Origin of the sequence: Nocardia acidivorans NBRC 108247 (assembly GCF_001625085.1) — a bacterium.
GTDB lineage: Bacteria > Actinomycetota > Actinomycetes > Mycobacteriales > Mycobacteriaceae > Nocardia > Nocardia acidivorans.
The window spans coordinates 13,377-39,033 of record NZ_BDAW01000002.1; the positions used below are offsets into that span (position 1 = coordinate 13,377).

Sequence of the window (25,657 nt, forward strand, 5' to 3'; positions counted from 1 at the left end):
TTGATATACCGCCCGAATATTCGCTCTGTATAGTTCAATTCGAGTTGATCTTCCTGATGGGAGTCTCATGAGCAACCTCGCTGCCTCACCGGACGCGATCCGCCACTACGGTGATGTCTCCGCCGCCATGGCATCCACCATCGCCGGTGCCGCCGCCGTCGATCAGGCCGCCACCGTCGCCGCGGTCGTCCCGGTCTTCGGCCTGATCGGCCAGGAATTCCTGCTGAGTTTCGCTGGTGCGCAGGGCAATCACTTCGCCTCGACCGCGGAACTCGCCGCCGTGCACGCCGGTACCGCGGTCACCGCGCACGAAGCCGCCGCCGCCTACGATTCGGTCGAGGCGAAGTCCAGCGTGGACTTCTTCTCGCTGACGCAGGAGCTATGAGCTCGCCGCAGGGTTCGCCCGATCCCACCGTCGCGGATATCCTGCGCGGCACCGATATCGGTTCGCTGCTGGACCGCCCGGTCAATGACATCCTGCGGGATCTCGGCTTGACCTCGCTGCCGCAATTGCCCGCCATGCCGCCGCTGCCGGGTATGCCGGTGCTGCCGGTGATCGATCTGAGCGCGCTCACCCGCCCGCTCACCGATCTGGCGCAGGCGTTCGGCACCGGTCAGCTCAGCGGTGCGAGCGTCGATCCGACACAGGTGCTTTCGACGGTGTCGAGCGCCCTGCAGCAGATCATGACCATGGCGTCCTCACTCATGTCGATGGCCTCCTCGGGGGATTGGCAGGGTGAGGGCGCGACGAGTGCTTTGGCCAAAGGCACCGCGGCCCAGGCCGATGCGGTGCAACTGCAAACCCAGAACGGTGAACAGAAGGTCGTACTGGGCGGCGCGGCCACCTCGGTGGCGACCGGCGCGGCCACCATGGCCACGATCATCGCCAAATTCCTCGCCTCCGTCGCGGCCTCCGCGCCCTTCCTGGTGACCCCGCCCGGACAGGCGTTCCTGCTGGCCATGGCGAGTGAAACCGCCGCCGAGGCAACGGCGGTGACCGCCAAGACCAAGGGCGAACTGGCCGTGCACAGCGCGAATATGACCGCGGCGGGGCAGAAGGTGAAGGTCACCAACGCACCGAGCGGAGTGGATTCGCTCTCGCAGGTGACCCAGTTGCTCGGTGCGCTCTCCCCGCTCGCCAGTGCCGCGAATTCCGGTGTGCAGCAGGTGCAGTCGATCGCACAGACGCTCACCGTCACCGACACCGCCGATACGGTCGTACCGGTGGACGACACCCTCGATCCGGGCAAGGTCGGCGGGATCGGCCCCGGCGGCGGTATTCCGCTCGGCGGGCTCGGCACCAGTGCGGCGACGCCATTGAGTCAGTGGACCGGCACCCGCTCCGCCGCGGCGCCGCCCGCCGCCCCGCCCACCGCGGAACCGGCGGCGACCACCCGCGCCGCGGCCATGACCGGTCCGGGCATGATGGCCCCGCCCATGGCCGGTGCCGGACTGGCTCCGCACTCGCAGGAGGGTGAGTCCGATGCGGAGATCCGTTCGCAGCTGGTCACGGGCGAACACGGTGACGATGTGGTGGGCGATCTCGGCAACACCGGTGTCCCGGTGGTCGGCGCGGTGGGCTCGGTGAGCCCCCGGGTGCCCACCAGCACCGACTGATGTGCATCCCGCGGGCGCGCATTCGCCTGCGGGACTTCAGTATCGGGTGACCTTGCCCTGGAAGATCCACTGTTCGCGCCGATCGCCCTTGATCCCGGCGTAGGGGCAGCCCGTCGCGCCCTCTCGCAGGGTGGCGGTGGCGTCGCCGGGTTCGATCCACAGCAGCTTGCCCGTATCGAGCCAGCCGCGCAGGTCGAAATCCTGGGTCCGGCGGCCGGGCAGCCGCTCGGCGTATTCGCGATCGAGGCCGGTCGGATCGAGGATGGGGTTCCGATCCTGGCCCCAGAGGTCTTCCAGTGAGATGTCGACGGGTCGCCTCGGGCCGAAATAGGTGATCGGCCACGCGGTATGGCGGCCGATCGGCACCTGCGTGATGACCGCGCGGATATCGGGTTGTTCCAGCAGATAGGGCAGCACGAAGGGCGCGCCGGGCCCCGGATCGCTCCGGAACGGCGCTACGGTCGGCGGTTCCGCCAGTCGCACAGCGCCTTTCATGGCCAGCCAGGTGGACGTCGGCTGTGTCTTGTACCGCTGCACCGGGCGATCCGACTTCCAGTACCAGCCGTCCAGATCGGCGGTGTCCAGCGCCCAGCGCACCACGACACCGGTCAGCGGGCACCGTGCGACGACGGTCTCCGGGAGCATCGCGCGGTATTCGTCATGCAGCTCGAAGACCTTGTTGATGACCGCGTCACCCCCGGCCGAATAGTCCATCGTCCGGTACCGCGCCTGCAATCGGAAGCCTTCGTCCAACACTTCCCGACGCCGCGCGAGATCGAAATCGCCCATCCGGCAGCCCCTTTCGAATCAGCCCGTAATGAGCCGCACGGCCGCGTCCTTGGTGGCGTCGTCGACTTCGCCGAGGCGGAATCCGCGCGCCATGATGTGCTCGACGAGTTCGGGCTCCGGCGGCAGCCGATGCTTGCGCAGATAGTGCGCCACCGAGCCGGACCACACCCACACCCCGTCGGTCCGGAAGTTCAACGGGACATCGCGCTGCTCGGGTGCGAATTCGTCCACATCGAAGCTGCGCGCGGCCAGCACCACCGGCGCGGATTCCAGATAGGTCAGCAGTTGATCCTGGAACCAGGGGATCACCGGTTCGCGAACGGCCACGGGCCGCCCGCTCTCATCGCGTCCGTCGTACACGCGCGCCAGTCGCAGTTGCCCGTCAACCATGAAACAAAACCCTCCCCATCAATCCGCCTGCGCCTCGCGGAGCCTGTCCCGCAACCATTCCGGGGTGTGCTGCTCATCGCGAGGGTAATGCTGGAAATCCAATGCGTATGCGCCGGCGGTCAATCGCGGCGTGAAATCCGGCTCGTTGTCGTAGTCGAACTCGATGGTGTAATCGCCGGTGCGCTCGATGGAGTATCGCGCGGTGAACCACGCGCCCGTATCCGGCTGATACATCGCGGCACGCAATTTATCGAACTCGCGCATGGCGGTTTTCGGGACCGAATGCCGGGTGGCGGTGCCGTCGGCGGCGATCGACTCCAGCAGCGCGCCGTCGATCTGCACGGTGCCGCGGAATTCGAATCGAATCCGGTGCCAGCCCGCCGGGACCGCATCCACCAGGGCGCGGCCGACCACCTGCAGTACGGCGGCCTGATCGAGCCGACCCAGCGAATCTTCCTGCACCATGTGATCGATCCTTCCACAGCCGGGGCGGTCGTCCGCAACCTCCCACGGCGCGGGCCGCGCTATTGCCTGCGCGGCGGAATGTTCTTGAAACTCAAGGTGTCCACCACTATGCCGTCCACCATGTACTCGACATCGATATAGGCCGGGGTCCGCATATTCGGTGAGTGCGGGTCGTAGTCGAGGTCGATGCGCACCCGGAGAACGGGCGGCGGATCCTGTCCGAGCAGATGCTCCCAATGCCCTTCGAGCCTGCGCCAGTTGTCCAATGGCGTTGTCTCACCCGGATCCTGATTCAAGCTGGCGAGCATCGGCACCATATTGATCGCCTCGCCGGGGCCGCCGAATTCGGTGCCGAACAGATGTCCGCCGTCGAAGGTGACGGCCGCGTACAGAATGACCTCGGACAGGGACGGGGTTCGACCGAACTGGGCCGTGAACTGGTCGACGATATCCTTGTTGATCGCCGCGTATTCCCTACCGCCGACATGGCCGATCGGGGTTTGATCGGGTCCGCGGCGGCCCTCGTCGGAGCCGAACAGATCCAGCTTGCCCTGGGCGAGCACGACGCGGCCCTGGGCATCGGTGGTGTAGTGGAAGCGTTCGTCGACCGAATAGGACGCCTCGGGGAACGGCCGTTTCAGGTCGGGGTTGAAACCGTCGCCGATCATGCGGCGCTGCGCGGTATCGCGGGACTGCCTGCGCCCGGAATCGGTGTGCACCTCGTGGATATGGCCGTCGGGGCCGGTGATGAACAGGCCGCGATCGCGTCCGGCCCGGTCGGTGACGCGATAGGCGGTGTCCGCCTCGAGCTTGATCGGCGCGCCGGTGCGCTCGTCCCGCCCGAAAGGCCTGCGCCGCTTGGGCGCGAGCGCGTCATCGGCCTCGACCGTGACGACCGGCCGGTTGCCCACCAGTTCCTCGTAACCGCGCCGGTGCGGTTCGTCGGCGGCGAACATATCGTCGCGGAAGGCGCTGCGGTCTCTGGCGCCCTCCGGGGTGAGACCGTGCTTGTCCGCGTCGGGTGTGCCGGGTGCGAAACCGTCCTGTGCCGCAGTGGTTCTGGTGCCGTCGGGACGGTGGATCTGCCATTCGCCATCGGGTGGGATGCGCGGGCGGCGGTTGCCGTCGGGACCGATATCGGCGGTGCTGGCGTACACCCGGCCGTGCTCATCGGTCCACACCGGCTTGGTGGCCGCCAGCACGTCCACGCCGAGCGCGGTCGAGAGCCGACTCGCGAAATCGTTGGCGGAGGCGTCGCAGCCGATGACACGCAGCGGAGTCGTGCCGTCCCAGTCACTGCGGCGCACCAGGTCGGCGTACTGCTCCGGGGTGTAGGTCCGATCTCCGATGCGGGCATTGCCGTCCTCGGTGATGTGCACGTCGGCGCTGAAGTAGCCGGGGTCGTGCGGAACTCGGCGGGCGAGATCGGCCATGGCGGGATCGTCCCCGTGATGGGCGATACCGGCATCGGTTCGCTCGCCGTAGCGGTCGGCCTCGTCCAGGGCCGGATCGTGGTCGGGGGTGGTCACCTCCGGCGGCGGGACATTCTCGTTCTCGTGCTGTGTCGCAACGCTTTCGGCGTTGGGCCGGTGCGGGTCGGTCCGCCGCAGAATCTCGGCCGGATCGGTCCCGTTGCGGGCCTCCAGGCGCAGCGCGGCCAGGCGGTGTGCGGGGGAGCCGCCCTCGGGTGGGAGTGGGGCGGCATCGTGCAGGCGGTCCCGGTATTCGCGGTGGTCGAATGCCGGATCGTGCACCAATTCCGTTGCCAGTTCCCGCAATCGGGGCACATCGGGATGATCACCGAGCCGGGTCAGATCCGATTCCAGATGCCAGGGCGTCATCTCCCTGTCGATCTCGGCCATGGTCCGATCCGCCCACATGACCACCGGTTCCCGATTCGGGCTGAAGCGGATGAGCGGCTCATGACCGGTCTCGGGATTCGGATCCCACTGGTGCTCGGCGATGATCTTCTCGTAATTGCGCGCCCGCTGATATTCGTTGGCGGGCTCCCAATACAGGTGCGGACCATGCTGAATGCCCGCGTCCAGACGGGCGAGCCGCTGTTCGTGTGCGGCGAGTTCGGCAGGGGTCAAACGGGTTCCGTCGGCGTGGCGCATATCGAACAGGTCGTGATCGCCGGTCACCGGTCTGTACTCGCCGTCGACGCGGCCCTCCAGGATGCCCTTGGAGGTGATCTGGAATTTGCCCTGTTCGATCAGGTTCCGCATGTAGTCGCGATAGGCCTCGAAATCGTTCTCGCGGTCGGTGAGTCGCTTCTCCAGCTTCGCCATATCCTCCGGCGATACGGTGTCGGGATCGGGCAGTCGCAGCTGTCCGGGCTCGAATCGGCCGACCAGGCCCTTGGACTCGGCGGGCGCGCCCAGGGCGATATCCGCGTCATTGATCGTCTTGTCCTTGATGGCCATGGGTTTCGGCATCGCGCCGTCTTGCAGGTGCCGCACCGCATCGGGATTCGTCGGCCGCACATCGATCTGCAGATTGTGCTGATCGGCGTAAGCCTGGATCTTCCGCTGATTCTGCTCCGGAATGCCGTAGGTGGATTCGATCTCGGCCGGATGCGCCTCGACCGGATCGGGCGCCGGGTGGTATTCGATGACCATGCGATGCTCGGGCAGCGGGCGTGCGAAACCCGCCATGCGCCGGGTATCGAGGTTATTGCTGGCCCCGGCGTCGATCGTGTAGTCGTAATCGTCATTGCCGTCGCCCTCGAAATGGGTCAGCTCCACCACGCGGAAGGGATTGGCGCGGTCGCCGTAGTGCGCCTCGAGCGCCTGCCACAGCTTGGTGCCGAGAATATGCCCGCGATCGCCCGGGGTGCCGTTCTCCTCCTGCGGCTTCATATCCCACTGCACTTCGATGCGCCCGCCCGGAACCATCGCATCGGCCAGCGCGGCGGCCATCGGGTGGTAGGCGGCGTCGGGCAGTTCGGCGCTGACATTGTTGATGTAGACGCGCGCGATCCGGCCATTGCCGGGGCCGGCGAGAATATGGCCGTCGAAGAGCAGATTGCCGAAGAGCATGACGCTGCCGGGCGCGGTGATCGGTCCCGGATCGAGAATGCCGAGATCGCGGCGGCGCTGACCGGCGATCGGGAATTCCGAGGCCAGTTCGGTCTTGATGATCAGCCCGCCGCCGGAGCGATCGGCCGCCGGGGTCAGATCGACCGCGAAGGCGCTGCGGCCGACGCCGACATCGACGGTATGCCCGCCGTCGACCGCGGCCTGTACCGTGGGGCGCTGCCGTAGCGGAATGCGGGTGTCATCGTCGCCGAAGGCGTTCTGCTGCAACGGCAGTCGATGCTGCGGCTGCGGTCTCGGCAGCACGTCGACCGCCGATTTGCCGTCCACCGCATCGTGTACGACCACGGTGTACTCGGCATTGACCCCGTTCTCGGCCGCGCCCCGATTGGCGCTGTCGATATCGCGCAGGAAATCCCCGAGCGTGGTGGGCCTGCCGTCGACCATGAGCGCGCCCGTCGCATGGTCCAGTACGCCGGTGATGTGATCCGGGCCTCGGCCGAAAGCCTCTGCCGCCTCATGCATTCGAGCGAAGTTCTGCGGTCCGAACGCCTCCCTGAAGTTCTCCGGGGTGGAGCTCTCGAAGGCATTGAGCGCGTGGTGCAGCGCCCGCGCTCGCTCGGGTCCACTCAGACTCGGGTCGTTGATCACCGCATTGATCGGATTCAGTGCCGCGAGCAGTCCCGGCACCATTCGCCGCGCGGCCTTCGCGTCCGGCTCGAACAGCGGATCGAACAGCCGTCGCGACTGTTCCTCCCGCATCCGGCCGTCGAGCCCCTGTCGCTCCGCGGTCACCACATCATCGGCGTGCGGACCGGTCAGGTGCTGCGCCAATTGCGCCAGATGCTGGTCGGCCGCCTGGTCGAATTGCGGATCGGTCAGCTGCGGATCGAAAGTGGGCCGCCGCGACAGCGCGCCATCCTGTTCGAGTTGCCAGCGCCGCGCCAGCTCCGGATCATGCGCGCGCAACAACTCTCGCGCTGTATCGCCTTGCGCGGGAACGGGTTCCGCCGGAGCTGTTTCGGCAGGTGCGGTGCGGCCCGGTTTCGGATCGGCGGCCGCACCGTCGGGTTGCGTGGTTGTGGTGTGCGCCGGATCGCTCAGTCCGAGGCGGTCGGTGAGGGCGCGCAGATCCGCGCGCAGGCGTGGAAGTTCCTGTGCGCGAGCGGGGTCGAAGGTCGCGGCGTCGATTTGGGCTGTCAGCACGCGCAATTCGGCGAAGCGACCGGCGAGGTGGGGGGTGAGCTGATCGGGGCGATCGTTGTTCCGGTCGATATCGGGATCGAGCGATATCCGCGGGTCCAGACCGAGTCGGATCTCGGCCAACTCGTGCGCCACCGCGCGCACGACATCCTCGTCGCGGGCGTGTGGTGACACCCGCACGTCGTAGCCGGAACCATCGGGGCGAGCGTGGAATTCGGCGACCGCGCCATCCCTCGTCGGGCCGACCCGGACGGTGACGGTGCCGTGCTCGCCGGGGAGGACGAAGTGGTGCTGATCGCGATTGAATGCGACGTCCTCCGGGGTGATCAAGCCCAGATTTGCCTTGATCTCCTCGCGTAGGAAGTCCGGGTCGAGCTCATCCCCGGGCCGCGCCTCGCCGTTGTAATCGCCGATCGGGGTGGACTGACCGTGCTCGGGCGGCCTGCGCTCGCCGCGGGAGTCGCTCGGCAGACCCGATCGGCCCGGACCCTGCTGGGCCGACGGATCATGCACCGGAACGGGCACGATACCGGCGGTCGCCGCGTCGGCGGAATCCTCGCTGCCCCGGTGCGTTTCGCCGAGCGGAGCCGGTTCTTCCGCTCGGCCGTCCGTGGGCGGGTGGGCGGCCTCGATGCGCTCACCATGCACATCGGTCGGGTGACCGGTGTTATCGGTGGGATGCCCCGCCATGTCGATGGGGTGTCCGGCGTCGGCATGCGCGTTGGCGGTGTCACCGTGCCGGTCGACGTGCTCCGTCGAATCCGTGGCCTCGATCCCGGTGCGTCCGGCCTGAACGGGTCCGGCGGTGTGCGCCGGATCGCCGAGCGCGCTGCGTGTCGCGGTGCTCGGCTGTCCCGCAATGGGTTTGGGGGCCGAACCGTCACCGGGTGCGAGTGGCCGCGCACCCGGAGCGGGCTTGGCGGTGTCACCGGGCGCGCGGGTATCGCCGCTCTGGCCGGTAGTGGGGTTGGCTCCGGTATTCGGATTCGACGTGCCGCGGGCATCGGGTGCGGCATTGGGGCTCGTGCTGTTCGGTGCGCCGGTATGTCCCGGGGCAGCGCCCTGGCTCGCACCGGGCGTGGTGCCGATCGCGCCATTTCCGGCGGCACCGGGGGAGGAGCCGGGCGAGGTGTTCGCCTCGGCCGGATGTGTGCCCTTCCCCTCGGGATTCGACTCGTTCCGCCCCGCGACATCCTCGGACTTGGCCGGGGCGTCATGGCCCGGTGCCTCCGCGCCGTGCGAATCCGGCGCTGCGCCGGAATCATTCGTATGCCCGCCGGTGTGTTCGCCACCGGGCGTTCGGCTGTCGGGCGAATGCGTCGCATCCCCGCCGTCGCCGGTCGCGTCGGCGTCCACATCCGGTTTGCCATTGCGGCCGCCGACAGCAGGGGCGTCCCCATTGCGCTGCGGCTGCTCCTGTCGATCGTCGGTGGCGGGCGCATCCTTGCCCGCACCGGGATTACCCTCTCCCACAGGCGAACTCGCCGGATGCGTGGCCGGTCCACCGTGCTGTCCGGAATCGCCGGTGCCGCCGGGCTGTTGACCGGCCGAATTACTCCCGCCAGCGCCTCGCTGCGCGGGATCGGTCGATCCGTCCGGGCGCTGCCCGGTATCGGCGCGCTGACCACCCGAATCTGTTGTCGCACCGGGCGTCCGGGGATTGGTCTCGGCCCCGCTGTGCACCGGTGCATTGAAGTTCGCCGGTGCGCTCCCGTCATTCGGCGAGCCCACCGGCCGTCCGCCGAAATCGGTATGCCCCGCGTATCCGTGCAGCGCGCTGGGCCCGGCCCCGGAGAACGCCCCGCCGGTCAGCGACCGCGGATCGAATTCCCAATTGCCGGTGAGCAATCCGCCACCCAGCCAGGCGCCACCCGCTCCGGCCGCACCCGCACCCAATCCGGTGAGCGCACCATTGAACGCGCCGCGCCGGCCGCCCATATTCGTCGGCAGGAAATGATGCGCTCCGAATCCGAAGGCCCCGCCGGTGCCGCCCGCGATCGCGGAGATGGCGGCATTGCTGCCTATTGCGCCCCAGTCGTACCCATCGGTGTGCCCGGTCTGCTGCTGAATGGTCTGCACCAGGAATTCCTGCGAAGTCCCCTGCAGCGCTTCGACGAACGCCTCCTGCCCGATCTCGTAGACCAGTTTGGGGATGATCCGCTTGAGCACCTGATTGGTAATTCGGTCGGCGAGCGCGTGGGTAATCCGATTCGCGAGTTGCTCACCGAGTTCCCGGAACATCACCCGCGCCGTCGCGAAGATGGTTCCCTCGAGTGCGGGTGCGAATGGGCCGGTCGCCGCGGCCCAGGCGAGTTCGGCCACCAACCAGGCGCCGGCGATATAGAAATTCAGTTTCGCCGATTGCAGTTGATCGCCCATACCGTCGGCGGCCGCGGCCAGCGCGCGATAGTTCTCGCCGATCTCCTTGATCGAACCGTGGTGCTCGGGCCCCTGGCCATCGCGCAGCGGGAGCAGCCACTGCAAGATCTTCTCCCCGCCCGTCCCGTCGGGATAGGCGTCGCCGAGCCCGCTGATCAGGTGGTCGAGATCGGCTCGCAGGTCGTCGACCTGTCCGGCCACATCCTCGAGATCGCGCCCCATCTGCCACATGAGGTCTTCATTGCCGTGCGGCCAATCCGAGCCGACCAGCCATTCCAACCACTCCAGCCAGGACGGAAACTCCATCGCCACAGCACACCCCGGTGGTCGGTTCCGATCTTGGTGGGATCGACTGTGCCACAACGATGCAAGCGAACTCAATATGAACGGAGAATGAAAGCCGCTGGCGTACGGCATCTCCGCGTCGTCCGAGCGCGTTGGAAAGTTCATCGGATGGTCGGTGTATCGGGGTGGTGACGCGTCCCGAGCTGTCTCGCACCATGTCCTGAACCGCTGTGTGACAGGTGATATTGTCCCGCCCGGAAGGGAGTTCGCATGGGTGAAATACCAGGTGCGCGGGCCGAACTGGACCGGCTGGGCAGTGTGCTGCGCGCGCAATTGGTCGATCTCATCGCGGCATTGACTCCCGAGGCGGATCTGACGCTGCTCTTCCTCGACGAACCCTCCGTCACCGATTGGCATGAACCACTCACATACCGCTATTCGACAACTTTCCGCGGGCAGCGCGACACGGAGGTGAGCGCCGAGGACACCGTGCGCCGGGCGGCCGCCATGCTGGCGAACGCCGGGTGGGAGGTTTCGGAGTCCCGCGAGGTGAATCGCACTCTGGTAACCGGATATTCGAATGGCAATATCCTCGAGATCCGGGTACCGGACCAGGTGCCGACGGTGCTGTTCAGCGCCGGAACCCCCGCCATGGCCCTGGCCACCGTCGCCGAGCCGGAGTGGCCGGATCCGGTGCGCACGGCCACGACGCTCTCCTCGCGCCATGTGCTCTGCTACGAATGCGACGGCCTCGGTCGCTGTCCGGAATGCGGTGGGCGCGGCTGGGTCTCCGATACCGCGTCCGGGCGGGTGACCTGCCCGGAGTGCTCGGGCGGACGCCTATGCCCGATCTGCCAGGGCGCCGGGCAATTGGCGATCTCGCGATTGCAGCCGTTCCAGCGCCGTTTCTACCCGGATCTGACCGAGTAGTTCACCAGCCGCTGCTGGTTGGACCCGAATTGTCCCGGGTGGAATGCCAATCCTCGTAATCCACCGCATCGGTGAATTCCGGTGCGGGTTCGGCCTTTTGCGCGAGCCGTTCCTTGGCCAGCGGCGGCGCGAGCGAGGCGGGTTCGATGACGGGTGCCTGCGATTCGAGATCGGGCATACCCTCGAAAAGCTCGGACAGCCTCGGCATCTTGGCCCGCCTGTCACTGAGCGGCCGCAACAACTCCTCGGTCTGGCGCCGCATATCGGCCGAAGCCCGTTGCGCGGCAATGGTCACAGACTTGGCGATCTCGTCATAGCCGATCTCGTCGATATCGGCGGCGAACTTCGTGGCGATCACAATGCAGTCCGCATTCACCGTCACCGTCACCCGCCCGCTGGTGGCGCTGGCCGTCAACTGGGTTCGCTTGCGCGATGCCTCGGCGATCTCGCGCATCTGCCGCGAGAACCCCTCCAGAATCGAGGCCGCCTCGGCTTCCCCACGCTCCCTTGCCAATTCAGCCCCTACGTGAAGCTGTCGGTATTGCGCCGCTCGGTCGCGGCAAGCGATTTGGCCGCCTTGCGCAATCCCGTGGTGAGGTTCCCGAACGAGGTGGAAAGATTCTCGGTGCCGTCGGCCATATTGTCGGTCCCCGTGCTGAAGCCCTTCGCCCCCTCGGCGAACTTGGCCCCGAATTCGTCATCCCCCCAAGCGGATTGCCCCGGCGACACCGCGGTCCGCGCCGCATCGGCGATATGCGCCAGCCGATCCCGAATATCAGCGGCCGTCGCCGAAACCGCCTGTACCCGCCAAGCCTCCGCCCGCAACCGCCCACCCATAGCAAGCCTTCCCGAGTCCGCCGCCTATCACATCCAGATCGACTCTGCCACAGCCCAATAGTGAGCACAACATGAACACCGATCCCCATCCCGTCGACATTCCCGTTCCCCTTTAAGATCAACCGCGGACAAAACCGCTGATCACCCCGCCAGCAAAGGAGTCGCAGTGCCGGACACCCTCCCCCTGGCCCGCACCAACGCCGAGGCCCGCCTCTACCTCAGCCTGCAACCCTGCGACTCCTGCGGCGACACCCACTGCACCTTCCGCAGCGCCGTAATCACCCACGACGGCATCCTGGCCAGCCGCTACACCGGCGATTGCCCGAACTGCGCGGCCCAAAGGGTCTACGAATTCCGCCTCCCCGCCCAGGTCCTGCCCCCACCCGCCGGCGCAGTCCGCTTCGGCGAGGATTCCCCCTCCGAACTCCTCGACCCCGGCACCTGGCTCTGGTACGCCGACACCTGCCTCCGCCAAGTCCCCACCACCACAACGGGTCTCGACGACCGCACCACCAAGGCAGCCCGCCACACCCTCGCCACCGCCATCGCCGCCCTCGAAGAAGTCCTCAAATTCATCCCACCCACCGAAGACCGAGTCCCCCTGTCCGCCTTCACCTCCGCCACCGGCCTCGCCCTCCACGCCCGCGAACCCGGCCGCTTCACCCGCCCCCGCCTGGAAGCGGTGCGCGACCACTACGCCGCCACCCTCACAGCCTTCACCCCCAGTGCAGACTGACCTTCAACCGGCCATCGCCCAGCACCTGAGAACACCTCCCGTGGGACATCGGGCACACGCTATCTCGCCGATAACGTCTGATTTCACAACCGGTTCAGTGACTTCGATATCGCTGCCATTCACTTGTCAGACAGCGCGGACAATGTCTGCAAATCGAGGGCGAAGACCATTCGGGTCGTCGGATCGATCGCTATCGCGGTGGGTGGGGTGTACATCCCGGTCGATCGGATAGGGATGGTGTTTCGGATGCCGTAGTCGTCGATGTTCATCACCTGGACTTGTTCCTCTGCAATCGAATCGCCCTGAACGACATTCACATTGGTCAGGAAGTACGCTCTGCCCCATCCGGGGTCGATCACGGGTGCGGGAGAGGCGTTTCGCATCACCACGCTCTTGACCACGCCACTGCCCTTGACGAGCTTCAGAACCTGTGTGCCGGTGGTGTCGCCGGTCTCGGAGCCGACCGCGAAGATGCCGTCCTGTGTGCCCGAGGACAACTTCGCCAGATCCAGTCCGAGTGGGATGGTTGCTATTTCGGCGTGACTCTTGAAATCGATTCTGTGCAATGTGGTCTCGTAATGGTGGGTGGGCGTCTCAGTCCGCGTGCCGACGAACGCCGCGCTCGCCCAACTGTCCGTTGCGACGCTGGTAGAGGTACCGTCAAAAGGCAGTTCGGCTTTGACGGACTTGCTGTTCATGTCGATGATCTTCAGCACGGTAGTGCCCGTAGTCGTCCCATCCGTCGTGACATATGCGGTTCGACCACTGACATCGAGCGCGAGGTGGTTACCGTTCTGTCCGGTCGGGATGGTGGCTGTGACCACCTTCGCGACGGGGTCCACGATGCTTACCCAGCCGCTTCCGCTCGGGTCGGATGTGGTGACGTAGACGCTGCTCGTGCCTACATCGAATGCCACCTCATGGCAGCTCGGGCCAACGGGTATTACTGCCTTGACCGACTTGGTCGCGACGTCGATCACCGACAATGATCCGGTTGAGTCCGCTACGTACACCGTTCCGGCATAGGCGGCGAGACTCTGCGATTCCGGCCGAGCCGGAATGGTCCAGCTCAAAGCCGGCCCTGGAGCGGGATCGACTGTCGTCGGTGCTGCGGCAGTGTCGGTGGAGCTGTGTCGCCACAGTACGAGCGATGCGACGGTTATCGCCACTACGAGCAGGGCCGCGGCGGACAGCAGCGGTATCCGATAATTCTGCGACGTCGGCGGAGTAATCCGAACGTCGGAGCCAATACTCGGTGCGGGTTGGCGCAGGACAGCCGATGCGGCGGCGGTGAACGCGCGGCAGCTGTCGAAACGATCGGCGCGATTCTTGGCCATCGCGCGAGCCAGCACCTCATCAAGAGCCGGGGGAAGGTCCGGTCGGGCCGCACTGAGCCGGGGAACAGGTTTGTGCAGATGTCCCGCGACCACTTGGCCCGGGTGCGACTCCGGATAAGGCGGAGCACCGGTCAGCAGCGTGAAGAAAGTACAGGCGAGTGAATACTGATCGGTCCGATGATCAAGATCCTCTGCCAGGAGTTGCTCGGGTGAGGCGTAAGCGATTGTCGCGGTGAAGGTTCCGGTCGCGGTGAGTTTGGTCCCGCCGTCCGACAGTCGAGCGATCCCGAAATCGGTCAATACCGCCCGCTCGGGATGCCCGTCCGCCGGAGCTGCCAGCAGGATGTTCGCGGGCTTGACGTCCCGATGCAGAATCCCCTTCCCATGTGCATGATCCAATGCATCCGCGATCTCGCCAACTATCCGCAGTGCCCGCTGGACGTCGACCCGGCCGGGCTGTAGCTGCGAAACATCGATGCCGTGGATGTACTGCATGGCGATCCACAACTGACCATCTGACGCCCCCCGATCGTGAATGCCGACGATCCGAGGATGCTCCAGTCGCGCAACAATATTCGACTCCTGCTCGAATCGCCGCCGCAACTCCGGATCCGCCGACACCTCCCGATTGAGCAACTTCAACGCCACGAGTCGAGGTAACCGCGGATGCCGTGCCAGATATACGACCCCCATCCCACCCGCACCCAGCACACGTTCGATGACAAATCCGGCGAACACCTGGCCAGTCGTGAGCTGCATCCCCGCCCTCCGTTCGCGCTCGCACTCCGCTGGGATCATATCGACACGACGTTCGTCTGTGAGCGGGCCGGTTTGCCGTTCTCAGGGGTACCGGAGAACGGCGGATTGATTGCCGGATCGATTGGACACAGCGCCGCATCTTCGTCCGGGATCGGGACGGTTTCGTTTACTTGATCGGCTATGAGGCAATCACACCATGTGTGGGACAGACGTTTTCGCGGCTGGCGCGGTGGGTGATGCGGCCGGCTGCGGCGCGAAAGAGCGCGTCCTCAGCTTCCTGGGTGCGCGCGGCCCGCGTGGCTTTGTCGATGATCAGTGTGCGGCTCAGGTGTTCGCGGGATTCCCCAAACCAGTACTCCGATTCGGTTGGGTCATCGCGTATTTGGCGAAAGTAGAGGAGTAGCGCCATGGCTCACCAGTCGTCGGCGCTGATGCGGCCGGGGCGGAGGTCTTCGAGTTCTTCTACGTCGGTGAAGACCATGCCGGGGTCGTGATGTTGGCGTTCAATGGAATTCGGGGGAGCGAGGGAGGCCGGGATCAGTTCGGGGAGGCGGTCTTCGAGGTTGGGGAGGTCTTCGATCAGGTCGGACATCTTCGGCATGCGGCCGCGGCGTTCCCGGAGCGGGTTCATGAGTTCCGCGCTCTTGCGGGATAGTTCGGCGGCGGCTTCCTGGGCGGCCTCGGTGACCGCTTTGGCGAGTTCGTCGTGGGTGAGGTCTTCGGCGTCGACGAATCGGGTTTCGATGACCACGAAGTCGGCGTTCAGGGTTACCGTGACTCGCTTCTGCAGGGCGGTGCCGACGGACGTGAGTTGGGCGCGCCTGTGGTGCACGTCCGCGAGCGCGCTCATCTGCGCCTGGAACTCGTCGATCATCGAGGCGAGTTCACCTTTGATGAATTCGTTGGCCATGGACTACGACTTGAAGGTGTCGGCGCTGGCCTGATCCGTATTGCCGTGCAGCTTGGACGAATCATTCTGCGCGGTCGACTGATCATCCGACTTCTTGGCATTGTCGGTGGTGAGCTGCTTGAGGTTCTCGCGCGCCGCGATGTAGCCCTTGCCGTCCTCACCGTTGGCGAATTTCTCGCCGTAGGTGTCACCGCCCCAGGGCTCGCCCAGACCGTCGATCGCGGACTCCAACCCGGTCAGCACCGCTTTGACCCGGTCGGTCACATTGGCGGTCTTCACCGACGCCTGCCGCAGCAGTTCGGGACTTACCTCAACTTTTCCAGCCATGACGGCGACTCCTCCCCATGAAGCTTTGCCGCCGACAATATCCGCTGATCAGCGTCGGAGGCAATGCGATGCGGCTGTTTTCGGTGGTCACTGCCGGGTTCGCGCGTTGTACCGCTGGGTGAATCCGGCGATATACACCGCGGGCGGAACCGAGGACGACGATGCCTCGACCACCCCATCATCGGCGATGTAGTAGATCGCCCGCCCGAGCATGATCTCGCCCGGCTGGGTGGGCACATAAACCATCCAGCCCGATTCGATCCGATCGGCATTCAGTTGGTCCAGCGGATACCCGGTGGTATCGGAGCCCTTGTCGAGAATGTGCCGCCGTACCCGCTCGATCGCCTCCTCCCGGGACAGCGGCGGCGCGGTGACGAATGTCCGCAGCCCCGCGAGCGTGAACTGATTGAGCGCCGCGTCCACATCGAATCGCGCCGGATCGATTGCAGCGGAGATGGTTTCGAACGTGACGACCCCGGCCTCGGCCGCCGCGACCAGCGTTTCGACCGCACCCCGGGTCTGATCGTTCAGCGGCGCGCCGCCCGCCTCGGCAAGCCCGGCCGCGATGATCTCGGCGGTGACATCCGAGGTCCAGACCCCGGGAATCGCCGCGGCCAGCCCCGGTCCGCCCGGCGACTCACCCCGATACCAGCCACCGTTCTCCCACCAGTAGCAGAACGACAGCAGTCCCGACGACGTCCGCGGGTTGAGCACCGCATCGGTAACCCAATCCGGTGCTCCCGCATAGATTTCCGGCATTGGGGCCGCGCCGTTGTACGCGGCGTCCAGCTCCGGGGAGTTCCACACCCCACCGGAGATGACCGCCCGATCACCGGGCAGCAGATACAGTGTGCTCCCGCTGCGCTTGGTCGTCTCGAACCATCCGAGCGAGGGCAGCACCCGCGGCCCCTGCGCCGAACCGAGCGCGGCATAGGTCGCGGAAATAGCGGTCCACCGCGCCCAAAGCAATTGCAGCGGAGGAAAATCCGTGGTCGAGGCAATGCCGCGAACGCCTCTTCCGCGATCGAGCCGCGACTGCGCGGCGGCCACCTTCGCCGGGCGCAACTGCCGCCCTTCGTTCCCCACGTAGGCCGCCAGCCACACCGGCAACCGCCGCCGCGGATACTCGGCGATATCGGCCCGATACGCCTCGGGCGGAAAGAGCTGATCGTCCGGGAACGGATCGTCCCCGTAGTCGTAATCGGTCTGAATCTGACCGTCATTGGTGAGCACGATCCGCATCCGCCACCACGGCCCCTCGGGCAGCTGCGCGGCGATCTCCCGCTGATCCTGCACCAAAAGCAGTGTGGCCTGCGAGGGTTCGGCCCGCACCCCGCGCCCCTGCGCCGAATAGATCACATTCCAAGCCTGTGTGGCGACCGTCCACGCGAACACCGCGTCGATCCGCTCCCACCCCTCGGGCCCCTCCTCGGCGAGTGCCCGGGCAATAGCGTGGGTGACTTCGCGGGCCTGCCCGGTGACCTGTTTTTCGTCGACACCGGCCGGACCGGGATGGGAGACGATGGTCGTGCTGATCACCGGCTCACCGGCGGCCTGCGCGAAGCTGTCCATGAATGTCTGCATGAGATCGTCGTCCGGCTTCCCGGCCTGCGGATTGTTCACGATGTCGCTCCCCTCCTCGACCGGGCCGCACCGGCCGCCCGTTCGGATACGCCTGCGACCCTACACATTCGTGAGCGGCGTTTCAGGTCCGGCCGGTGCGGGTAGCGGAGGGTTTACCGGCCTGTTCGGTGGCACCCATCCGCAAGGATGCTGGCAGATAGCGGATCACACCCGCCCAGTTGCTGATCCACGGTTTCTATGGCAGCGTGGCGCGAGATCACTGCCTGTGTGTCGGTGAAAACCGCAGTCCGGCAGTCTGATAGCTGAGTAGTCGGTCGAATCCGGGGGCGGGAGTGGTAGTACGGGGGTTGGAAACCGCTGCTAGGCGCGCGATTCGCGCAGCGGTGGGGTCGCGATGATCTGGCGTCCGCCCGGCGCCGACTATTACGGCTGGCTCGTCGGCATGCAGTGGCCCGAGGGCAATGAAGACAAGATGTGGGCCCTCGCGGACGACTGGAAATCCGCAGCCACCCAGCTCAACAGCATCAAAGACGATATCGACGCCGCCATGTCGGCGGTGCGGCTCGCCTATCCCGAGGGCGATGGCGGTGACGCCATGCTGGCCCAGCTCAAATCGCTCAAGTTCGGCGATACGAGCAAGGACGGGGCGGGATCGATCGACAGCCTCGTCAAGTGGTTCGACAGTATCGGTGCGCTGGCGGACAACACCGGCACCGAGTTCGAGTACAGCAAACTGATGTTCCACGCCATGTTGATCATCATGGCGATCGATATGGCGTTTGCCGCGGCCAGTCTGTTCGCCGCGCCCGCCGCGGAAGCGGCGGTGGTCGCGACCAATCGCATTACCGCGCGCATGATCATGAAGCAGCTGGTCCAGAAGCTGCTCGGGCAGAGCGTGAAGTTCGCCGAGATCGCCGAGATCAAAGCCGTTCTCAAAGATCTCGCGATCAAAGCGGGCCTGACCGCCGCGAAGTCCGCGGCCCTCGGTGCGGCCATGGGCACTGCCCCCGACGCGGCGATTCAGGCGTGGCAGCGCTACGAAGGGCGACGCGAGAAGTTCAGCTGGGAACAGGTCGGCATCATGGCGGCAGCCGGTGCCGCGGGCGGTGTCGTCGCGGCCGGTGTGGGGGGCGGGCTGCACGGACTCTTCGGCACCCCGTCGAAGATCACCACGCGAGTGCTGACCACCGGGGTCACCATGGTGGCGGCGGGTGGCTCGGCCGGTCTGGCGGGCTGGGGCGCGAGCGCGCTGATCACCGGTAACACCGAGTTCGACCCCCGAATGATCACGGCGGGCATGTGGGGTGGCGCCGCACCCGGCGCGCTCCGTGCGGCGAATCCGAGGGGGCACGCCCCGACCTTGGCCCAGCCCGCCGCGGAGCTCAAAGGCCAACCGGGACAGACCAAGCCGGGCGGGATCGACGCGCCCGCCGCCACGAGTGCGGGTGTGCCGATCACACCCGCGCACACCTCCGACGGCGCTGGGCTCTCCTCGGATGCCCCGCATGCCGCGGATACCGAAGCGGGTAAGCGGAATCCGGGTGTGGTGGCCGCCGCTGCGCCGCAGGCTTCCGTGAATCCTGTTGTGCACAATGATACTCCGGGCAGCCAGATCACCAACGGTCAGAACGCGGCACCCGTGCAGCCTGCCCATCAACAGCCGAGTTCGCCCGGTACCACCGGCCCGAAACTCGCCGACGGGGTCCAATCCTCCGCTGCCCCGCACACATCGGGTGAGGTGAAACCCTCCGGAGATGGTCGCCCCGCACCGGCGGCCGCGCCCCGAACGGACCCGGCATCGACCACACCACCCGCGGACCCTGCTCGAGCCGGTGCCGCGCCGACTCGGGAACCGGCCGGTCCCGCCGCGCCGGTGCAGGCCAAACCCACCGGTGTCGAGGCGGGTTCGCGCGGAAACGAACGCCTGGACGCGGTACCGAACGATCGCGCGCACGTCCCGGCCTCCGAACGCCTCGACGGGCGGATCGGTGGCAGGCATGCCGAGCTGACCGGTGGGCAGCATCCGAATCCCGACGGCACACCCGCCCGCGACGAGCACCGGACGGGCCGCACCAACGACGACGTCGTGTCGAACGAGCGAAACCCGCAGCGGGACAACGATCCAGCGCATGACGCGCAGCCGCGCCGCGATCAGCCCGAACACAACGGTCAGTCGAGTCGTGACGGTCAGCCCGATCACAACGGTCAGCCCGATCACAACGGTCAGCCGAGTCGTGACGGTCAGCCCGATCACAACGGTCAGCCCGATCACGATCCGCAGCCGAATCACGCCCCGCAGCCGTCCCATCCGGAACCGTCCGCACCATCCCATCCCGCACCGCATTCGGTGCTGCCGGTGGACCATCCGATCACCCCGGCCGAACGCACGCACGCGGCCGAGGCGCTGGCCAAACTCGGCCACGAGGTCGAGTCCCTGCTGCACCTCGATGACGTCGATCAGGCTGGGGCGCACCAGAAGGCCCGCGAGAACTACGACTGGTGGCACGACCTGACCCCTGACGAGCAGGTCGCCGTCATGCGCGTGCACCCGCACGAGATCGGCAATGCGGACGGTGTTCCGCCGCACGCCCGCGATCAGGCGAACCGCCTGTCCATTGCCCGCGATCTCGCCGAACTGCGCGAACGCAACCCACGGGTGGACAAGTGGACGAGTCGATGGACGGATCCCGAAGGCCGCCAGCAGTTCAAGAACCTCGAGAGCACCATCCACAATCTGGAGCACGCGGAAACCCTCGCCGACAACTTCGCCAACCGCGACCGCGTAGACCCCGACGATCCGCCCGGCCACCGCCCGCCGGTGCATGTGCTGTCCTACGATTCGCGCGCTTTCAACGGTGAGGGACGTGCGGTAGTCGCGATCGGTGATATCGACCGGGCATCCACCGTCTCCTGGCATATCCCCGGTATCACCACCACGGTCCGCAGCCTCGAAGTGAACCTGAACAATGCGTTCCATCACTACGAGGCCACCTCGGACAATGTGCACGATCCCGGAATGGTCGCCTCGATCGCGTGGATCGGCTACGACGCCCCCAGCGGTTCACGCATCGGCCGCGAGATGACGAATCCCGCTCTGGCGCAACGCGGTGGCCAGCTGCTGGCCCGAGATATCGCCGCGTTCAACCAGACCCGCAAAATCAATGCCGGTCTGCCCGGCGGCGAACCCATGCCCGACGTACACCTCTTCGGCCACAGCTACGGTTCCACCACCACGAGCTACGCGGGCGCGGGCGGCCGACTGACCGGCGAGGTCAGCACCATCACCCTGCTCGGCTCGCCCGGCGCGGGCCCGGTGGTGCACGCCTCCGAATTCGGCCTGGGCGAGGGCAATGTCTTCGTAGCCAGCTCCTCCCGCGACCCGGTCACCTGGATCGGCTCCAGCACCCCGGGCGAGATAGCCCGCGCCGCACCGGGTCTCGGTATGGGACTCGGCATGGACCCGTCGGTGGAGGCATTCGGCGCCCGCCGCATCACCGCCCAATTCCCCGGCGGCGCGGCGACATTCAGCAATATCGGCACGCACACCGGTTACTACAAGTTCCACGACGACGCCCATACGGTCCCCAGCGAATCCCTGCACAACTTCGCCAAGATCGCGGCGGGCGACTCGGGTAATGTCATCCCCGAGTTCGCCCGCCCGGACCATGAGGGCCTCAACGCCTGGCAGCGCAATGTCGGCACGTTCCCCAGCGATCCCGCCCACCTGCGCCCACCCATCTTCGACCCGCACGAGGGTCCCCCCATCGGCTACGAACACCTGGTCGAGGAGTTCCGCACCCCCGATCCGACCCCCGACCACCCCACCCTCCCGGCCGACCACCAACCGGTGAACGACTGTGGCCCCCAAGCCCTTCGGCACGCCCAAGAGCTGACCGGCAACGAAAACATCCGAATCCCACACGATCCGGACATCGCCGAACGCGGTATGTCCGCCCGCGACCTCGAAGACGCCGCGGGCGCCCGCATGCAACTCATGGACTCCCCGGGAGTCCTGGCCGACCACCTCAACCGCCTCGGCGAAGGCGCCACCGCCATAGTCGTCGCCGAATTCCACGGCCCCACAGACATCAACGGCATCGGCGCCCACGCCTACACCGTCACCAACGACGGCGGTCGCCTGGTAGTCCACGACCCCGCCCTCGGCAACGGCCCCCACCCCTTCTCCCCGAACACCCCCAACATCCGCTCCACCCACGCCATCCTCTTCGATTCGCACGGAAACCCCGTGCACCCCATAGAGTCCGGCACCCCATCGCACCCGAACGCGCGCCCCGAATCTCGCATCGGCCAAGCCGAACCGCACGGTTGGCAACCCGCCCACGAACAGCCGCATCAGGCCCCCGAGCATCAGAAGCCCGCGACACCGCACGAGCAGATTCACCGCTTCGACAGTGACGACGCGGGCAAGAAGTTCGGTGACGAGACCATGGGGTCCCACATGGACTCCCTGTCGGAGACCGAACGCCAAGAGGTGAGTCGCTACGCGCGGCACGCATGGATCAACGAACTGCTGCGTGACCCCGACCCGAGCGCACGGTTCGCGCAGCTCGCCGAGGATCATTCGTTCCAGCAACAATTGATGCGGCTGAACGACGGGAAGTCGTCCGAGCCGAGGCTTGGCCTGCTGGAATCGTTTGAGCACCATCCGAACCTCGACCCGCCCTTGCGGGCTGCGCTGGACAATGTGCTTCAGGATCCACGCCCGCGGCAGCGACTGAGCCAGTTGTGGTCGAATGCCGACGACTTCGGTGTGATCCACCGCAATCTCGACACCGCGCCAACCGTTGATGTGCTGAACAAACATGTGCAGACGTTGGACCAGGTAACAAGTCACGTTGCCCCGGAGGGATTCGAGACCACCCGCGGTATCGGCAGCCGCGGTCTGCGGCACTTGACCATCGATCAGCACGGAACGCCTCTGGGAGAAGGGGATCCCCGAGTATTGATCAACACACTCCAAACGGAGCGTGGCTACATGTCGACCAGCATTGGTGAGCGACCACCGACCAACTTCAGTGAACGCAGCGTCCGGATAGAACTCGACGTGCCCGCTGGCTCGAAAGGATTGTGGATCGGGGGCTCCGAACACGAATTTCTACTTCAGCGCGGTACCCACTACCTGATCACCGATGTCATCGAGAATCCGACCGAGGCCAAACACCACGGCGTTCGGTACTTGATCAAGGGCACCGTCGTGACCGCCGACTACGTCCACGATCCAGCAGCCCGGGGCAACCATCCTCCGGTCGATGCGAACTCAGCTTCGCACGAGCCGGTCATTCATTCCGATGCTGTCGATAAACCGAGCACACTGCACGACGATGCCGCCCTCGAACACCCTGAGCCGCAGCATGTCCCGGCGGAAGAAGCTCCGCCACGCGCGACGTTGCCCGTTGAGGACAAGCCATACTACGCGAATCCACACTTCGAAGATTCGAGTGCTTCACACGAATACGCTGCCAAAAACCACATCAATCTTCGCGAGGTGGAAGCCACCCGCGAGATCGAAACCGCCAGCTATCCGGAGATCGCTCGTCTCACCGATGCCGAGGTTTCCGCGATCCGCCGCAACCAATTCATGAGCCTCAACGAGCAGGTCAACGAGGCCACTCGCAACGGCAATCATGAACTCCTGAACGACCGCGACGTCGAGATCCGCACCCTCGTCTCGGGCTACAACAAGCTGCCGGATCATGAGGGCACCGTCTACCGCTCCCTGCACATCGACGATCCGGTCGCGCTCGAACGGTTTCTCGATGAGTACCACCCCGACAATAAGATCCCTCCGACAGATCATGGGTTCGCGTCATCTGACAAAGAGGCGTCGATGCGCGGCGGCAATGTCGAACTGATCATCGATTCTCACAGTGGAAAAGACATCTCCTGGTCGAATCCATCGCAGAAGGAAGTGGTCTTCCCTCCCGGAACCAAGTTCCGTGCCCTGAGCCAAGAGTTCCGGGACGGCAAGTGGATCATCCAACTGACCGATTTAGGAAGAGGCCCCGATGCCAATCAGCCCGGAGGATATGGAGCGGATAGCGCTCGAGAGGCTCGGCCCCTCGATGCGGACCGAGGTGACGGACCCGGAGCTGCGCGCGAAGCTGGACCGCAACATGGCGATTCTCGAAGCGATGGAGGCGAAGGGACGCCCCGAGCCAACCGAGGACCAGATCAAGATCTGGCAGGCGTGGGGCGAGTCGGAGATCACCCGGATCAACCGGGAGCGCGGCGAGACGACGTAGCTCCCTCTGACACAGAGGAACACCATGCCCCTGTGCCTTCTCGGGAACACCCGGCCGAGCCGCGTCCGGAGGAACCGCACGGTAGTCCCGACCAAGACCACATCCCATTCAACCTCGGTGATGAGCACCCCACCGCACCCGTCGAGGTGCCTGACGACCGGCCCACATCGCTGACCCCTCACCTGCAAGACCGCTTCAATGAAATGAAGTCGCTGGCGACGGAGATCGCGAAGTCACTCGGTGATCCCGCGCGCTACAGCGAATTGCCCGGCCTGCGAGACAATTTCGTGAAGGTATTGGATCAAACCGGATTCTTCGATCACTCGGCGCTGCCGACCTCCTGGCGTCTGCTCACCGAACATGATCCGGTCTTCAGGGACTACCTCGATAAATGGGGAAACGACCTCATCAAGCTCGACCCTGAGCCGCAGACACCCAGCCACCAGGAACCGTCGTCGGCCCACCCCTCTTCCGAGAATCCGAGTAACCCTCATCCACACGACGACCCAGCCCATCCGGCCCAGGACGATGCTCATCCTGCGGCCGAACAGCATCCCTTCCCCGCCAAGGAAACCGAAGCCGGCGTCTCCTTCCACCCCGACGACCCAGAAGTCGCAGACCTGGCCTCTCGAATCGCCAAGGACCCCAACCACTTCACCGCCGACGTCCACCTCACCGAAGACGGCCACGCCCGCATCGGCGACCGAACCTACACCCCCGAGGAATTCGCCAACCTCCTTCGCCGAACAACCTGGGACGGCCGCACCCCAATCCGCCTCATAGGCTGCGACGCCGCCACCAACGGCTTCGCCGCCCGCCTGGCCCACCATCTCGGCACAGACGTCCTAGCTCCCACCAAACCGGCCTGGTCCGACCACCAGGGCCGTCTCTACACCAGCACTGCCGAGCCCCGCCCCGACGGCACCCGCCGCCCTCGCATCCCACCCGATGGAACCTGGGAAACCTTCCACCCCGACGGCACCAAAACCAAAGCGACAGAGAACGGATTTGCTCCGGGCACTCGGGTCGAAGAAATGCATGGCCTCGACCCTGATGCTGCGCGCGAGCGGGGGAGTGAGCGTCACGAACCACTGAAGGACGAGGGGCCTAGCCATACAGACGAACGCCCAATTGATGAGCTGGGGCACGACCTCCATGGGACCCCCTTGGAACCAGCGCCTGACTGGCACGGTAAGTCAGCGGGCAAGATGCGGCACTACCGCCTTGCCGCCGAGGATGTCTCCGCCATGAAGCCGGAACAAAAGGTGAGGTTTTTGCGGGATCAGACGCACGACCTAGCGGATGAGGCGCGCAAACCGGAGATGACTCAGGCAGAGAAGGATGCGGCAGGTCGGCAGTCGATCCCTGTGGGGCAGACGAAGATCAGAGAGGGGTGTGCGGGTTCCCTTCTGCACGACGACATCGTCACGTCTCACACCAGCGTGACCAAGATGTCTGGTCAGGCACGACCGACCAATCACCCTGTCATCCAGACGTATCTCGACGGGCTTCGCGCTGATCTGGATGCCGGGCGGATCGATCGGCTCGGGAACGGCCACGGCAAATGCGCCGAGGTAGTGCTGCTGAGCGACCGACTTTGGAAGTTCGAGGCCGACGGCATCAAGATCGAAACACTCGACGATGCTCGGCGCGCGCTCGAGGGCTCGAAGGTTCACACTCACCGCGTTGGAGACTACGTTGATCGTGATGGCGAGATGCTGCACCATCACGGTGAATACATTCCACCGTGTGAAACTTGCGTGCGCCTCCTTGCAGTGCTTGAAGTGATGGTAGTTTGACGGTGCTAT

Annotated in this window: 15 protein-coding genes and 1 pseudogene; 6 read left to right on the forward strand and 10 right to left on the reverse strand. The window is 65.9% G+C overall.

The window, feature by feature from the left end; translation table 11 throughout:
- Positions 1–67: 67 nt before the first annotated feature.
- Complete coding sequence (locus NA10_RS00040) at positions 68–385, forward strand: type VII secretion target (protein WP_067561549.1); 318 nt, start codon at positions 68–70, stop codon at positions 383–385.
- Entirely contained in the window at positions 382–1,617 is a 1,236-nt protein-coding gene (locus tag NA10_RS00045) for a hypothetical protein (protein WP_067561551.1), read from the forward strand. The genes NA10_RS00040 and NA10_RS00045 overlap by 4 nt, the downstream gene beginning before the upstream one ends.
- Positions 1,618–1,653: 36 nt before the next feature.
- On the opposite strand, the gene NA10_RS00050 is transcribed toward NA10_RS00045, so the two are convergent.
- Genes NA10_RS00050 through NA10_RS00065 form a run of 4 tightly spaced genes read right to left on the reverse strand, consistent with a single transcriptional unit; the run spans position 1,654 to position 10,187 of the window.
- Positions 1,654–2,406, reverse strand: a complete 753-nt coding sequence (locus tag NA10_RS00050) for a hypothetical protein (RefSeq protein ID WP_067561554.1) — start codon at positions 2,404–2,406, stop codon at positions 1,654–1,656.
- An 18-nt stretch (positions 2,407–2,424) separates the two neighbouring features.
- Complete coding sequence (locus NA10_RS00055) at positions 2,425–2,796, reverse strand: hypothetical protein (RefSeq protein ID WP_067561557.1); 372 nt, start codon at positions 2,794–2,796, stop codon at positions 2,425–2,427.
- Positions 2,797–2,814: 18 nt separating this feature from the next.
- Complete coding sequence (locus NA10_RS00060; protein ID WP_067561560.1) at positions 2,815–3,261, reverse strand: hypothetical protein; 447 nt, start codon at positions 3,259–3,261, stop codon at positions 2,815–2,817.
- A 59-nt stretch (positions 3,262–3,320) separates the two neighbouring features.
- Positions 3,321–10,187 carry a WXG100-like domain-containing protein gene (locus NA10_RS00065; protein ID WP_067561563.1) on the reverse strand — a complete coding sequence of 2,289 codons (6,867 nt, stop codon included), beginning with the start codon at positions 10,185–10,187 and terminating at the stop codon, positions 3,321–3,323.
- A 249-nt stretch (positions 10,188–10,436) separates the two neighbouring features.
- On the opposite strand from NA10_RS00065, the gene NA10_RS37425 reads away from it, so the two are divergent.
- The gene (locus tag NA10_RS37425) at positions 10,437–11,096 is read left to right on the forward strand and encodes a DnaJ-like cysteine-rich domain-containing protein (RefSeq protein ID WP_084514157.1); all 660 of its coding nucleotides are present in this window, start codon (positions 10,437–10,439) and stop codon (positions 11,094–11,096) included.
- Position 11,097: 1 nt separating this feature from the next.
- On the opposite strand, the gene NA10_RS00075 is transcribed toward NA10_RS37425, so the two are convergent.
- Both NA10_RS00075 and NA10_RS00080 read right to left on the reverse strand, forming a co-directional pair.
- Complete coding sequence (locus NA10_RS00075; RefSeq protein WP_157555880.1) at positions 11,098–11,610, reverse strand: YbaB/EbfC family DNA-binding protein; 513 nt, start codon at positions 11,608–11,610, stop codon at positions 11,098–11,100.
- An 8-nt stretch (positions 11,611–11,618) separates the two neighbouring features.
- Positions 11,619–11,933, reverse strand: a complete 315-nt coding sequence (locus NA10_RS00080) for a hypothetical protein (protein ID WP_067561569.1) — start codon at positions 11,931–11,933, stop codon at positions 11,619–11,621.
- Positions 11,934–12,099: 166 nt separating this feature from the next.
- Here NA10_RS00080 and NA10_RS00085 point away from each other — a divergent pair, with 166 nt between their 5' ends.
- On the forward strand, positions 12,100–12,669 hold the full coding sequence (locus NA10_RS00085) for a hypothetical protein (RefSeq protein WP_067561571.1): 570 nt from the start codon (positions 12,100–12,102) through the stop codon (positions 12,667–12,669).
- Positions 12,670–12,788: 119 nt separating this feature from the next.
- Here NA10_RS00085 and NA10_RS00090 read toward each other — a convergent pair whose 3' ends face one another.
- From NA10_RS00090 to NA10_RS00110, 4 genes are all read right to left on the reverse strand, one after another.
- Positions 12,789–14,765, reverse strand: a complete 1,977-nt coding sequence (locus tag NA10_RS00090; protein ID WP_084514158.1) for a serine/threonine protein kinase — start codon at positions 14,763–14,765, stop codon at positions 12,789–12,791.
- Positions 14,766–15,177: 412 nt separating this feature from the next.
- Positions 15,178–15,675 (reverse strand): YbaB/EbfC family nucleoid-associated protein, encoded by a 498-nt coding sequence (locus tag NA10_RS00100; RefSeq protein ID WP_067561579.1) that lies wholly within the window; start codon positions 15,673–15,675, stop codon positions 15,178–15,180.
- Positions 15,676–15,678: 3 nt separating this feature from the next.
- On the reverse strand, positions 15,679–16,002 hold the full coding sequence (locus tag NA10_RS00105) for a WXG100 family type VII secretion target (RefSeq protein ID WP_157555882.1): 324 nt from the start codon (positions 16,000–16,002) through the stop codon (positions 15,679–15,681).
- An 87-nt stretch (positions 16,003–16,089) separates the two neighbouring features.
- Positions 16,090–17,625, reverse strand: a complete 1,536-nt coding sequence (locus NA10_RS00110) for a hypothetical protein (RefSeq protein WP_245676914.1) — start codon at positions 17,623–17,625, stop codon at positions 16,090–16,092.
- Between the two features lie 433 nt (positions 17,626–18,058).
- Here NA10_RS00110 and NA10_RS39710 point away from each other — a divergent pair.
- A pseudogene (locus NA10_RS39710) lies at positions 18,059–18,382 on the forward strand (WXG100-like domain-containing protein); the annotation flags it as partial.
- Between the two features lie 747 nt (positions 18,383–19,129).
- Positions 19,130–25,648, forward strand: a complete 6,519-nt coding sequence (locus NA10_RS00115) for an alpha/beta hydrolase (RefSeq protein WP_157555886.1) — start codon at positions 19,130–19,132, stop codon at positions 25,646–25,648.
- Positions 25,649–25,657 lie beyond the last annotated feature (9 nt).

What these genes read in the sequence shown, in the direction of transcription:
- NA10_RS00055 (WP_067561557.1), bottom strand. Translation starts at nt 2,796, where the DNA reads ATGGTTGACGGGCAACTGCGACTGGCGCGCGTGTACGACGGACGCGAT.
- NA10_RS00090 (WP_084514158.1), bottom strand. Translation starts at nt 14,765, where the DNA reads ATGCAGCTCACGACTGGCCAGGTGTTCGCCGGATTTGTCATCGAACGT.
- NA10_RS00065 (WP_067561563.1), bottom strand. Translation starts at nt 10,187, where the DNA reads ATGGAGTTTCCGTCCTGGCTGGAGTGGTTGGAATGGCTGGTCGGCTCG.
- NA10_RS00040 (WP_067561549.1), top strand. Translation starts at nt 68, where the DNA reads ATGAGCAACCTCGCTGCCTCACCGGACGCGATCCGCCACTACGGTGAT.
- NA10_RS00060 (WP_067561560.1), bottom strand. Translation starts at nt 3,261, where the DNA reads ATGGTGCAGGAAGATTCGCTGGGTCGGCTCGATCAGGCCGCCGTACTG.
- NA10_RS00045 (WP_067561551.1), top strand. Translation starts at nt 382, where the DNA reads ATGAGCTCGCCGCAGGGTTCGCCCGATCCCACCGTCGCGGATATCCTG.
- NA10_RS00105 (WP_157555882.1), bottom strand. Translation starts at nt 16,002, where the DNA reads ATGGCTGGAAAAGTTGAGGTAAGTCCCGAACTGCTGCGGCAGGCGTCG.
- NA10_RS00050 (WP_067561554.1), bottom strand. Translation starts at nt 2,406, where the DNA reads ATGGGCGATTTCGATCTCGCGCGGCGTCGGGAAGTGTTGGACGAAGGC.
- NA10_RS37425 (WP_084514157.1), top strand. Translation starts at nt 10,437, where the DNA reads ATGGGTGAAATACCAGGTGCGCGGGCCGAACTGGACCGGCTGGGCAGT.
- NA10_RS00080 (WP_067561569.1), bottom strand. Translation starts at nt 11,933, where the DNA reads ATGGGTGGGCGGTTGCGGGCGGAGGCTTGGCGGGTACAGGCGGTTTCG.
- NA10_RS00100 (WP_067561579.1), bottom strand. Translation starts at nt 15,675, where the DNA reads ATGGCCAACGAATTCATCAAAGGTGAACTCGCCTCGATGATCGACGAG.